The sequence below is a fragment of the Parachlamydia sp. AcF125 genome, from assembly GCF_018342475.1.
Classification (GTDB): domain Bacteria; phylum Chlamydiota; class Chlamydiia; order Chlamydiales; family Parachlamydiaceae; genus Parachlamydia.
Genome location: NZ_JAEMUD010000002.1, coordinates 328,147 through 340,505, shown reverse-complemented (window position 1 = coordinate 340,505; position 12,359 = coordinate 328,147). Strand labels below are relative to the sequence as shown.

The 12,359-nt window shown below is 40.1% G+C and carries 10 protein-coding genes; 9 read left to right on the top strand and 1 reads right to left on the bottom strand.

Features of this window, described 5'->3' with window-relative positions:
- The first annotated feature begins 198 nt into the window (after positions 1 to 198).
- The 9 genes from PARA125_RS05525 (at position 199) to PARA125_RS05485 (ending at position 10,142) form a co-directional block, all read left to right on the top strand.
- Entirely contained in the window at positions 199 to 606 is a 408-nt protein-coding gene (locus PARA125_RS05525; RefSeq protein ID WP_213157729.1) for a hypothetical protein, read from the top strand.
- Between the two features lie 379 nt (positions 607 to 985).
- Entirely contained in the window at positions 986 to 1,705 is a 720-nt protein-coding gene (locus tag PARA125_RS05520) for a GNAT family N-acetyltransferase (RefSeq protein WP_213157728.1), read from the top strand.
- A gap of 363 nt (positions 1,706 to 2,068) precedes the next feature.
- Positions 2,069 to 3,277, top strand: coding sequence for a hypothetical protein (locus PARA125_RS05515; RefSeq protein WP_213157727.1), 1,209 nt, complete (start codon positions 2,069 to 2,071; stop codon positions 3,275 to 3,277).
- Positions 3,278 to 3,701: 424 nt separating this feature from the next.
- Positions 3,702 to 4,301, top strand: coding sequence for a type IV toxin-antitoxin system AbiEi family antitoxin domain-containing protein (locus PARA125_RS05510; RefSeq protein ID WP_213157726.1), 600 nt, complete (start codon positions 3,702 to 3,704; stop codon positions 4,299 to 4,301).
- Complete coding sequence (locus PARA125_RS05505; protein ID WP_213157725.1) at positions 4,298 to 5,158, top strand: nucleotidyl transferase AbiEii/AbiGii toxin family protein; 861 nt, start codon at positions 4,298 to 4,300, stop codon at positions 5,156 to 5,158. The genes PARA125_RS05510 and PARA125_RS05505 overlap by 4 nt, the downstream gene beginning before the upstream one ends.
- An 858-nt stretch (positions 5,159 to 6,016) precedes the next feature.
- A complete protein-coding gene (locus tag PARA125_RS09810; RefSeq protein ID WP_249274214.1) occupies positions 6,017 to 6,157 on the top strand; it encodes an aminotransferase class III-fold pyridoxal phosphate-dependent enzyme in 141 nt (46 codons plus the stop codon).
- A 338-nt stretch (positions 6,158 to 6,495) separates the two neighbouring features.
- On the top strand, positions 6,496 to 7,599 hold the full coding sequence (locus tag PARA125_RS05495) for a BTB/POZ domain-containing protein (protein ID WP_213157724.1): 1,104 nt from the start codon (positions 6,496 to 6,498) through the stop codon (positions 7,597 to 7,599).
- Between the two features lie 246 nt (positions 7,600 to 7,845).
- On the top strand, positions 7,846 to 8,829 hold the full coding sequence (gene rfaD / locus PARA125_RS05490) for an ADP-glyceromanno-heptose 6-epimerase (protein ID WP_213157723.1): 984 nt from the start codon (positions 7,846 to 7,848) through the stop codon (positions 8,827 to 8,829).
- A complete protein-coding gene (locus PARA125_RS05485; protein WP_213157722.1) occupies positions 8,823 to 10,142 on the top strand; it encodes a bifunctional heptose 7-phosphate kinase/heptose 1-phosphate adenyltransferase in 1,320 nt (439 codons plus the stop codon). Before rfaD ends, PARA125_RS05485 begins: the two co-directional genes overlap by 7 nt.
- 5 nt (positions 10,143 to 10,147) lie before the next feature.
- Here the strand turns inward: PARA125_RS05485 and PARA125_RS05480 are convergent, their stop codons facing one another.
- Complete coding sequence (locus tag PARA125_RS05480; RefSeq protein WP_213157721.1) at positions 10,148 to 11,926, bottom strand: RasGEF domain-containing protein; 1,779 nt, start codon at positions 11,924 to 11,926, stop codon at positions 10,148 to 10,150.
- Positions 11,927 to 12,359: the final 433 nt, after the last annotated feature.

Genomic DNA, 12,359 nt, shown 5'->3' with positions numbered 1-12,359 from the left:
GCCAGCTGAAAAAACTTGAGCAATCCTACAAAAACTTTACAAGAACAGGGGCGTATGAGAATATCCGAGTAGGTTAAACTCCCTCAATTTCTTAATAATAATGATCAAAGAGGAAATATTGTTTTTTACTAAAAAAGGAAACATTATTTATTACGAAACTACAGAGACGGTTGTGGCTAAAATAAGGAGATAATATTTATGCAGGTACACCATCCATCTAACTTATATGATGCTTATCTTGATTTTTCAAATGGAGCTAGTGGTTTAAAGAATGAAATAGCCCTAGACTACATGACCACTAAGGTGGCAAACATAGCTAAGAAGTTATTTAGCGAACTTCCCTGTGATTTATCATTCGAAATTTCATTGGCTGCTCATCGATTGGCTAAAGATGCTTATCGAGAATTTGAAAAAAAACTTAGGGAAAAATATAAAGTCCCTATGTATGAAATGCCTTTAAATGCTTATGTGAGAAATACGGCAGGCTTTTTTCTAAACGTTTTAGAAGATAAAATGACTCAAGAAATTAAAACCATTATAAAAAAAATGGTACAGGTTGAAATAAACCGGAAAGAGAACCAGAAACCAAAAGATTTATCTTTTTGAGAAACATTTTTAATAATTTCGCATTAAATTCGTTTTCTCGCGCGATTAATCCCTAAGCGTTAACAAATTCAAGCCTACCTTAAACCTTTTGCTAATCCAATATTGTGCCGTTTTTTGGCTACATTCTTATGGTTTTAGAATCTTTTCGAAGCCAAGAGAGCCTTTTTGACGTTACAGTCCCGGGCCGTACTAGATTGCTTAGGGAATTATATACAAATAAACTTTCTTAAAGACTTTTTAAATGACAGGTGGCCATTAATAAATTTATTTTGAGATTTTTTTCTTTTTAAATTTGACAATATTATCGATAACAATTAATTAATTTGAAATGATTAAGTTTTTTTTGGCTCCTATTTAAAATTTAACTTTGGAGGTCCTTATGAGTTTAGCGATAGACATATTAAGTACGCCTATCTATTCAAATACGTATACCTATTCAAGTACCCATACCTATCGGGGAAGTTCCGAAGTGAGCTTTTTTGTAGATGAACATGGCGTCTTGGCTGTTACAATTGAGACTGAGAGGTTACATATTAGATCAGTGGAGCCTTCTGAAGAAGATTGTAATTCCTTCGCTGCTTTATTTGGGGATAAGGAAGTGATGGCCAAATTTGCTACGGGGCAGACTAAAACCAGGCAAGATATAGAGAAGCGTATCAAAGAGGTGTGGGTAAAACGCTGGCATCAAAATAATCCCTTTAGTGGCTTAGCAGTCTTTAAAAAGGACACAGATGAGTTTATAGGCCATGTCGTAATCGGCTACGGGGGGGCAGCAGGACAAGCCGAGCTTGCATACCTTTTCAGGAAGCAATATTGGGATCAGGGATTTGGAACAGAAGCGGTCACTGCGCTGGTAAAAGAATATGCTCCTGCAATTATTAAAGAAGGGTATACTTTAGGGGGCAAGCCTCTAGAAGAAATTAGAGCAACCGCTAGGCCCGATAATCCTGCCTCAGTGAAAATTTTAAAAAAAATAGGAATGCATAAAATAGGGGAGGAAGAAAAATTTGGAGTATTGCGCTATCGCTTCTCCCTCAATTTAAGGGAAATTGCGAAAAAAAAATTAGCAACTTATCGCATGCCGAAAAGAGTGGCCTGAAAAAAAACACCCGTTTTTGCTGCTGCCCTGCATGCCGGTTAATAGGCAATCTACCCTAAGAAGAGATGTGCTTTCTTAGGGCTAAATGGGTATTTTTGTATTCCTTGAAAAGAATTGTCCAATTGTTTGGAGTATAACCATAAAGCTATGGCAAACCTTGCCAAGCCTTAGGACTAGGTGTAGCTAGTTCTCTACCTTTAAGCGGCTGCCAGGTATTCTTCACGGATAAGCTTCAAAGATGCGGAGAGTAAAGGCATGAGAAGATTTGAAGCCTTCTAATCTTTTCGCTATTCTTCCCAATTTACTTGAAATTGTGTAAAATGGTCAAAATCTATGGTTTTTTCCATAGAAAAGGAGACACGCATGTCCTTTCAAGTTAACAATCCCCAGCAAAGTTTCGAATCTCAATTAAAAAAAATAAAAGAAATTAGCAATACCGAGCATCTCTATCTCAATACAAAATTAGAAGGATCTCTTAAGCAAGATTCCACTTTGGTTAGCTGGTTAAAGTGGGTTGTCTCCCTTATCCCTACCATCCATATTGCACAGACCTCTCCTGCACGAGTCGCTCAATCAGTCGCTAAATTTGCAGAAGAACATCAAAAGTATTTACAGACCAAAGATCAAGTTGCGTTAATCGACGTAATTGAAAAACTTAAAGCTAAATGTCAAACACTGGTAAAAGGAAAGGAACAGGCTCTTGACAGGATAATTGATAAAATTAAATCTTTAAAGTTATTTCCTGAAATGGATGCCCTTCCTCTAGAATTGCTCGATCTTATATTGAGTAAACTGGCATGGATAGATTATGAAAGCTGCTCGGAGGTCAACTGGAGATGGAATGAGGCCACGGTAGAGGTGGCTAAAAGACGAGCAACGCTCGCTATCCGTGCTTTTATTCAATCGGCCATTACCTATTGCAATCGCCAAATTCTCCCTCCTCTTGTGGACGAAGAAAATAACACACCAGCCCCTGACCCTGACGACAACTTTTGGCAAAAAGTTGTAAAAGATTTAGTCAATATAAAGGATCATCTTGATTTTTCAAAAGCCACTACGTTTTCCCAACTAAGAGATTTAATTTTTTGCGAAAAAATCAAATTTTTAGGAGTAATACACCTTCGGGGGTATGAGCCTAGCAGCAGGTTAGAACGCGAGCTAGCACCCCATGCCAAAAACTTAGAATTCCCTTGGATCTTTAATGAGGTGTTTAAAGTTTCTAGAGACTTAGAAGATTGCATTCTAAAAGGCGCAAGACTCGTGATGAGTAAGGGTCTATTTGATAAGACGCTCGAAATTGCAAGTTTCCTATCTGATGAAAAGATTAAGGACGCTCTTCTTTTTAATCTTTCTGTAGAATTAAAAAGTAGCGGGCAACGATTGAAAGCATTCAAAGTTGCAAAAAGTATTTCTAATCTAGAGCAATATCATAAATGCCGCCGCATCCTTTTAATTACTCCCGCTAAACCATCTAAGCTACGCAATAGCATAGGGGAGTTTTTTCGTGAAAAAATTGCCTTGCTAAAAGAGATAGTTGGCGCACTAAGGCGACACCTCACTCAATCTATTTGAGAGGGCCCCATCTTAAGCGTGCAAAGAGAAGGGTAAGCTTTTTTTAACTATCTGTTTGCTAACGATCGATCTAAAATGGATCGTCAGGCAGGTGCGTAGGGCAAACACGGATAGCCTAGCAGGAAGGCATATTCTCTATCAAAGATGTGCTAAATGTCCCTTAGCAAGGTGAAGAGCTATAATTCTAGGCTATTACCCGAAAGCCAAGTAAGTAGGAGTATGAGAGAGCGAGTAATGCGGGCATTCAAAATTCCCAAGTTAGAAAGGGCAGATAAAAAGGGGATCGGCGCCCACTTTGAATTTTTCTTGAAAGCAGGGCGAACAAAAGCCTCTAGTTTAAGGGGAAGCAGCTTTAAAATTTTAATAGAAAAACCCAATTGTAGTTATTGGGTGTTTCTGTTAAATTAAGAGCAGGAGACTAAACATGAAAAAATCGTCTTGCCTTACTGCCCTTCAGCCCCTTCTATCTAAACCTTCTTTCACGGCCCAAGAAGCCAAAAAATATGGAGTCTCTTCTGCAAGGCTGGCTTATTATATTAAAAAGGGAGAGGTTAAAAGGTTAAGAAGAGGTATTTATCAGGGAGCTGATTACCAAGGAAATTTGGAAAATTTTCAATGGGAGGATCTGATTGAAGCTGTGAATTCTATCCCTGGAGGAGTCATTTGTTTGATTTCAGCTTTAGCCATTTACCATTTGACTGAAGAAATCCCTCGCCAGCACTGGATTGCCGTATCTCACAGCACTTCGATTAAAAGAGGTGAGGATGTCAAGATTGTGCGATTGCGCAATCTAGAGCTTGGCAAAACGGAGGCAAAGATAGGAGACATTCGAGCCCCCTTATTTGATCGTGAGCGCACCATCATCGATTCTTTTAGGCTTCTCGCTAGGGAAACTGCGATCAAGGCTCTGAAAATGGCCCTGGCCAAAAAAGGGGGCGAACGCCTCGACTTAAAAAAACTGCAAAGTTATGCAAGAAAACTCAGATTCCCTATCGGTCCTTACCTTATTACGGCCGCCACATGAATGAACAAGCGCTTAAAGACCGGCTGCAAGCAATTGCCAAAGAAAGAGGAATTCATTTTAACGAATGTTGGAAAAAGCTACTTTTAGAGCGCTTTTTAGCGCGCTTAGCTCGCTCTAAGCATACCCGTAAGTTTGTTTTTAAAGGGGGTTTTCTGCTTGCCTACATGATTGAAATCGGCCGCGAAACGACCGATCTCGATTTCTTACTTACCCACATGCATGCTGAGGAAGAAGAAATCCGAGAGGCAATCCAAGAAATTTTAGCGACCATCTCCGATGATGGATTTTCTTTTTCCTATAAGGATTTAGCCCTCCTAGAGCAACCCCATATGGAATATCCGGGTTATCGGGTGAGCTTGAAAGCTGAATTTGGACGCATGAAAGATCACATTCATATCGACGTGGGAATAGGGGATATCGTGCAACCCACTAGCCGCGAGTTTTCCCTTTTTGAATATAGAGGAAAGCCTCTATTTGAAAGAGAGATCTCCTTATTGGTCTATCCGCTGGAAACCATTTTTGCCGAAAAATTGGAAACTGTGATTTCCAAAGGGGCGATCAATAGCCGCATGAAAGACTACCATGATCTCTATTTGTTAATTCGGCAATCTCACGTGATACAGCCCTTGGCTTTGGGTGCCTCCCTAAAAAGCACATTTGAGCATCGAGAGACAAAGCTTGAACTTATAGACTTTGACGAAGTAGGCCTTGAGTCACTTAAAAAATTGTGGGCAGCCCATTTAAAAAATTTGGGAAAAATATCCCGAGATCTTAAACTTCCCCATGACATCCAAGAAATCATCCAAGAAATCAATTCCTATCTAATGAAACAGGAGTTAATCCCGCTGGCAGAATGAGTTGTGGCTAAAGTAGGATAACCCGTACCTAACCTATTTCCTTCTCAATTTTTTGTGACAGGAACCGGAACAGATGTTGGCAAAAGCCATTTTAACTTAATGGATTAAAAGCAGCTTAAAGGCCTGGAAATTGATCTGAATGGGATTAAAATTCCCCCTACTTCCCTACCACCTCTCATCCTAGAAGGGGCAGAGGAATCCTAGTTCCTCTCAATTCACGCCAAACCTTTTTGGATTTGCTCCCTTTCCTGCAAATCCCTGTATGAATTAGGGCTTCTACTTCTTTGGGAACGATTAATCACCCCCTGATAACCGTCGAGTGTTTGCGAAGCGCAGGGGTTCCTCTTTTTAGGCGTAGTGATGAATGGCCCCAAAAATAGGATGAATGCCCAGGCGATAATAGAGCCGCTTGAATCAATCCCCCTGAAAATTTACGGTGCGCATTCCATACTTTTTGCTAAAGGTGACTAGGCATAATTCATGTATTTGGCACCCATTTACTCAAATGAAACAGACTTTGCCCCTTTGAAAATTGTAAAAGAGGAAGGGGCCTTTTTAATCCCAGAAAATTGTATTTTTAGCTGGTGAATAAATCTTCACGGACACCTCATCCCTACATAGCAGAAGCCATTTATGCCCAAGCTTTACAGCTAGAGTATATCATTTTCGTGTGTTTATGCCTGAGCCTGCTGAGCAGGTGGCAAAGGGATATTAAACGCTACTCTTTACTGCGCCGTTTTAAGATTTACTTTTCAAAGTGCATTTTGCTCCTTATCCCGCTATTCGTTTAGAAGATGAATGGCTCGAAGAAAAAAGCAAAGGCGGTAAAAGCTGTGTCTGGCTCAAGGAGCGGGAGGAATGCGGATGTGCCGCCCTCAGTTTTTGCAAAAATTGCAAAACTTAGTAAAGGATTATCAGACGTTATTGGCCCATGATGAAGTGATGACTAGTTTTGGAAGAACAGGGGAGTGGTTTGCTTGCCAAAAAGCGCATACCTAGCCCGATTTAATTTATTTAGCTAAGGGATTAAGGGAAAGTTTTTTGCCATTAGCTCTGATTATTTATACAGATGAATAGCTTAAAGAGATTATCAGACCATTGAATGGGTCCTAGAAAATCTTAGCTTAAATGCTTTTTCACCTAAAGTCTGAAAAATAGGCTAAAAGCCTAAGCTGCAGCTTAGTGATTAGTAAAAGATAGCTAGGTGAGCAGGCATATTATTTGCGCTTACAGCAGGCAATTGCAGGTTTAGAATTCCAGGGTTTTTAGTGATTTACTTTATAAATTTTAATAAGCTAACTTAATGGTTTTAACCATATTAATTAACAGGAGGAATAATGTTACCTAGTAATCTAGAGTTTGTCACTTCACAGGATCTTTCTTCAATTGATACGTATGTAAAAAGGCGTATTAAGCCTACTTATGCTTCAAAGTATCAAGATTTTGTGCCCTTGGTTGTGCAAAGAGTAGATAAAGCATGCCAGGAATGTTTCATCTCGATAAAAAAGCAGAAGCTGAAGTTCCTCTGCGAGGAATCATACAACTTAGATGAAGAGGGGGCTTACATGGTGGGAGAGCTCTTGAATAGAAAATATGAGATAGGCTTTTCACTACAACTCGTGCACTTCTCAGCTAGCAGTAGCGTGCATGCCTGGGGTCCAGAATTTTTGAAAATACAGGGAAGCGGGCCAACACAACGAAGCGCACAAATACGCTTCTGGTGGACGCCTCAAAATCCTTATCTCTTTGAAGATACAAAAGCCATTAAAAAACATTACCAATACGATCCAGCTGGATGCAGTAAATCTCTTTTAGCTTTTGCTAAAACGGCGACAGAAACAGATGTGGTGTTTGTCAGCGCTCATGGGGAAAAAATTCCAGCTCATTCGCTTCTTTTAAAGCTTAAGTGCGATTACTTTAAAAATATGCTTAAAGGAGATTTTAAAGAGGCTTCAAGCAAAGTCATTGAAGTCCCTTATTCCGCAGCTGGTGTTAAAGGTTTAGTTCAATTCATTTATGAAGGCCAAACAGATCTTCCCTTTAAAGATTTAGAAGGGCGTCTCGAGCTTTTAGCAATGTCTCATGAATATGGAATAAGCGACTTATTTAATTATTCCGTGGATTTAATCAATGAGTTTTTAAAGAAACGTCCGCACCTGCAGGCAGAATCAGTGGAACACTTAATCGTAGCTAGCGAGCTATATGCGGTAGAAGACTTTTTTATTCCATGCTTAATAGCAGCAGAGCGTTTGGAAAATTTAACGGAAGAAACCTCCGATCAAAAAAAGGTTAATTGGGATGCCATCCCTTTTCACCTTTATACAAAGTTACTAAAAATTGCGATGAATCAACATTTAAAAAAAGTTGAGCAAAAAATTAGTTTGGCTATCAATCAACGCTTGTCCTTGAGCGACCCCGTCAAAGGAAAAGAAAAAGACTAAGCAAATTTTTATGGCTAAAGCGGAATAGCTTCTCGCTTTAGCAAGGATTCAATTGCGAAAGCAAATATTTTTGAAATATTTTTCAACTAAAAGCTAATGGGTGCCTAGGCAAGTTTATCAGACCCTATAAAATCAGCTCTCTTTTTTTTCTGGCAGTATAAAAACAAACAATTTGGATCAATTAAGCTTTTTGTTACAATCCTAATTTTTCGAGCAAAAGCGGGCGACTTATTTCTAAGGAAAAGCATGCAAATATATGATGATCAGCTGGTTGTAGTCACTGGGGGAGCGGGGTTTATTGGCTCATGCGTGCTACGCCATTTAAATGACAAGGGGCTGCGCAATCTTGCCGTGGTGGACGAGCTTGGAACGAGCGAGAAGTGGAAAAACCTGGTCGGCAAGCAATTTATCGATATTATCCCCAAACATCAACTTTTTGATTGGCTTAAAGGAAAAGAACACCTCATTCGGGCTTTTATTCATCTAGGGGCCTGCAGCAGTACTGTCGAAAAAGATGCCAGTTACCTTTTAGAAAATAATTATCGCTTTACCGTGAATTTAGCCGAATATGCCCTCCAGCATAACCATCGATTTATCTATGCTTCTTCTGCGGCGACCTATGGGGACGGAGCAGAAGGCTTTCGAGATAGCCATCACGAGTTGCAAAAATTAGCCCCACTCAATATGTACGGTTATTCTAAGCACCTTTTTGATCTTTGGGCTGCTCAAAAAGGGATTCTTGATAAAATCGTGGGCTTGAAATATTTTAACGTGTTTGGACCCAATGAATGGCATAAAGGGCGCATGGCTTCGACGATTATGCATGTGGTCCCTACGGCTGTAAAAGAAGGGAAAATCCGGTTATTTAAGTCGAACGATCCTCAGTTTGCAGATGGGGGGCAACAGCGCGATTTTGTCTACGTGAAAGATGTAGCGCGCATGACTTGTGCCTTTTTGGAAAACGAGGCCGCAGGAATCTTTAATATCGGCACGGGAAAAGCTGAAACCTGGAATGATTTAGCTAGAGCAATTTTTAAAGCTTTAAATCTTCCAGAAAATATCGAGTATATCGATATGCCTGCTGATTTAAAGGGGAAGTATCAAAATTATACCTGCGCAGATATGACCAAAACGCGCCAGGCTTTGGGAAGCATAGCAGAGTGTCAGCCACTTGAAAAAGCCGTGATAGATTATGTCCAAAATTATTTACGTCCGGAGAAAAGATGGTGAGGTTAACAGGTTCTATTAGCCAACTTTCTAATCAAAAAGTCTTAGTCATTGGAGATTTTCTGCTAGACACTTACACCGTGGGAAAAGCTCGTCGTATTTCTCCCGAAGCTCCTGTGGCGGTGATACAAGTCGAAAGGGAAGAACATCGCCCTGGAGGCGCTGGAAATGTGGCTTTAAATTTACTGTCGCTGGGATCAAACGTCATGGCCGTAGGGCGTATGGGGGAAGACTTAGCGGGAGAATTGCTCATTCAAACGCTTCAAAGCGAAGGGATTTCTACAGAAGGCTTGTTCGTCCAAGCGGGTTATTCCACGCCTGTTAAAAACCGCGTGGTTGCAGAAAACCAACAAATTGTGCGAATCGATCGCGAAAGCCTTTTGCCCATTCCCGAAATGCTAGAACAACAAATCATTGAAAAGCTCTCCTCTTTTTTAAAAGATGTCAAAGTCGTGGCTGTTTCCGATTACGGCAAAGGTTTTTTGTCTCCTACACTGCTAAGCGTCTTAATGACTGAAGCAAAAACACGGGGGATTCCTGTAATTACAGATCCTAAGGGGATCGATTTTGCTAAGTATCAAGGCTCTACCATCCTTAAGCCTAACCTTAAAGAAGCCTATGAAGCTGTTAATCTTCCTTTTGGTTCTTCTTTAGATGAGGTGGCAAAAAGGGTTCTCAAATTAACTCAGGCTGAAGTTTTAATGATCACACGCTCTGAATGTGGGATTTCTTTATTTTATCCCACAGGAAAGCGGGAAGATTTTCCCGTGGCTGTTCGTGAAGTTAAAGATGTGACAGGAGCAGGAGATACGGTATTGGCAATTCTGGCATGTTCGGTAGCTTCTGGCTTACCGCTAGATGAGGCAGCGCAGCTATCCAACGTGGCGGCAGGAATTGCCATTGAGCGCTTTGGTTGTGCCCGAGTAACCCTATGCGATCTAGCTCATCGCTTATTAGAGTTGGATGTGGATAATAAAGTGTTTAATGAATACCATTTTTTTGCGCTGCAAGAAGTTTTGCGGGGCAAATCCCTTGCAATCATAGGCTTGTCGAGTAAGGATGGATTTAGTCCCGCTCTCTTTGAGGCTATTCAAGGGTTACGCCATAGAGAAAATTGGAAGGTACTAGTGAATGTTTTAGATGAGCGCCCCTCTCCAGCTTTTATTCAAATGCTGGCCTCTTTACATACAATCGATTTTATCACCCTCTATCAGGAGGGAATGAATAAACTATGTTCGTCAATACAACCCCATGAAATTTACTTGGCTTCAAAAGAGGGCCTCCAAAAAATTGAGCTAGAGGCCATTCTATTTTGATATAGCTATCGTTTTCGAGGTTCTCTTTTTAACGAAAGGGAATAAAGGTATTCGCTAATATGCTCGTTATAGGGCTTAACTTTAGCGCTTTCCGTTCCAAATTTTTTAGCCAAAGCTTTAAGTTTTTTGTTATTTTCTTTAATAAAATTATTTAGTTCCTTCGATTCTTTAAATGAAAGCCTGTTTAGAATAGTGGCACTTTGAGGGGGTGGAGGAGTTGATTCAGCTTGTTTTATAGCGATTAAAGGGCTGAGGAGCTTATCAATAACTTGACTATTGTTTCCTCCACTTTCTCCTAACGCAGTAAAACCCTTGCTTAAGTTTGTGGGAGCTGGCAAAGGTTCCTGCCCCGTCCTTTCCTTAAATTCGCTCTCTGCTAAGCGCAAATTATTAAAATTGCCCGAGGGGTTAATTAATTTTTTTAGAAGTTCATATGCCTCCTTAGATTCTTGTGGCATTACATTTATTGTCTGGTTCAATCTCTCGACGGGGGTGCTAGTAAAGATTGAAGCAATTGCTAGGGCTACACAAAAATCTCCTAGTTCAGCAGCAGTTTTTCCCACTTCAGCGTAGAAAGAAAAAATAGCAGCTCTTTTATTGACGTCTTTTTCTTCAAGAATTTGGTTACCAATAGAATAAGATATTTCCTCTGCATATTTAACAATTGTTTGAAAAGAGGAAACCTTTTCAATTTTTGTAGTTGTTAATTCTTCTATATCAAGATTTTTATAATGAGCATCCGTTTCACGATGCAATACCTCAGCAAACTCTTTTACGAGTTTTTTATCTAAAGGTTGTCGTTTGATTAATTCGGATAATTTAGCTACTGATTTTGGCGAAACAGCATCAATTTCACTTTGAGGAGTTAATTGAGCAGGTATGAATTTTACTGATTCTTTTTTTGGTGCAATACTTTCAAGCTTCATACTGTGCGATTCTTGTACTTTCTCTCTTTCATTGCTAGCTTCTTTAGAGTGATTAGAAATAAGAGCTCCTACTGAGCTTCTTTCAAGAATTTGGGTAATTTTAGGAATGGGTGGCAAAGGTTTTGCGGGCGGTAGCCTACGTCGAGTTGAAATATCGGGTGCTGATTGACTGAGAGGTTGGTTAACGACAGTGGTCGTTGACTTCATAAGCATAAATGAGCGATTTTCAGATACTTGGTTTGCTACCTGATTAGGGAGGGGAGGGAGAGGCTTCTTGGGCGGAGAAGACTGCGGTCTAGCAATTTGCCCCTGGTTTGCTACCTGATTAGGGAGAGGAGGGAGAGGCTTCTTGGGCGGAGAAGACTGCGGTCTAGCAATTTGCCCCTGGTTTGCTACCTGATTAGGGAGAGGAGGGAGAGGCTTCTTGGGCGGAGAAGACTGCGGTCTAGCAATTTGCCCCTGGTTTGCTACCTGATTAGGGAGAGGAGGGAGAGGCTTCTTGGGCGGAGAAGACTGTGGTCTAGCAATTTGTCCCTGGTTTGCTACCTGATTAGGGAGAGGGGGAAGAGATTTTGGTGATTTTGTTGCTTGATTAGGCGGAGCAGATAGGGGGCTTTCAGTCCTAAGTGACTGGTTTCCTGTGCGTTGCGAAGATAAAGAAGAGAGGCGTTTGAAAGATTGTGTTGTTTTACTTACTAAGCTAGATAAGACGCTGCTTTCTAGAATTTCCTTAAATTTGCGGCCCAAACTTATAGACTCTCTTGCATGTTCTGCTGCCGGTTGTTTAGCCTCACTAGGAGGTAATTCAAACTTTTTAACTAAACTAGGATAAATTCCATTATTGTCGGCAGTTCCCATAGAATACCTCGATACTAAATAATTAAATAAACCTTATAAATTTTATTTTATAATAATAACTTTATAAAGTAAATGTGCTAAAATTATAAATTTTAATTTATTTATTAAGAGTTATGAAAAAGGGAAAAATTGAGAGCAGGCAAGGAGGTATTTTTTTGCGCGAGGGCGTACCCTATTTACTCAGAGTACGCGTGAGCAGGCGGAAAAGTGTTTTAAATGTGCAATTTTCCTTCGAAAACGGAGAAAATAAGAGAGTTGCTAAAATAAAAGGGTTCCCATTGCCTTTATGCAAGGATATCTGAGTGGAGAAACGAAAGAAATTAAAAATTTTTTAACATGCAAAAATTAAAGAACAACAACCGTATGCCTCTCTTCATGATATTATTCTTCAAAAGCTTTATAAAACTAACAATAACTCGATTTAGCTCAAAAG

Excerpts from the sequence above, each read along its gene's own strand:
- PARA125_RS05480 (WP_213157721.1), bottom strand. The coding sequence starts at position 11,926 with ATGGGAACTGCCGACAATAATGGAATTTATCCTAGTTTAGTTAAAAAG.
- PARA125_RS05505 (WP_213157725.1), top strand. The coding sequence starts at position 4,298 with ATGAATGAACAAGCGCTTAAAGACCGGCTGCAAGCAATTGCCAAAGAA.
- PARA125_RS05495 (WP_213157724.1), top strand. The coding sequence starts at position 6,496 with ATGTTACCTAGTAATCTAGAGTTTGTCACTTCACAGGATCTTTCTTCA.
- PARA125_RS05485 (WP_213157722.1), top strand. The coding sequence starts at position 8,823 with ATGGTGAGGTTAACAGGTTCTATTAGCCAACTTTCTAATCAAAAAGTC.
- PARA125_RS05510 (WP_213157726.1), top strand. The coding sequence starts at position 3,702 with ATGAAAAAATCGTCTTGCCTTACTGCCCTTCAGCCCCTTCTATCTAAA.
- PARA125_RS05515 (WP_213157727.1), top strand. The coding sequence starts at position 2,069 with ATGTCCTTTCAAGTTAACAATCCCCAGCAAAGTTTCGAATCTCAATTA.
- rfaD (WP_213157723.1), top strand. The coding sequence starts at position 7,846 with ATGCAAATATATGATGATCAGCTGGTTGTAGTCACTGGGGGAGCGGGG.
- PARA125_RS05525 (WP_213157729.1), top strand. The coding sequence starts at position 199 with ATGCAGGTACACCATCCATCTAACTTATATGATGCTTATCTTGATTTT.
- PARA125_RS05520 (WP_213157728.1), top strand. The coding sequence starts at position 986 with ATGAGTTTAGCGATAGACATATTAAGTACGCCTATCTATTCAAATACG.
- PARA125_RS09810 (WP_249274214.1), top strand. The coding sequence starts at position 6,017 with ATGCGGATGTGCCGCCCTCAGTTTTTGCAAAAATTGCAAAACTTAGTA.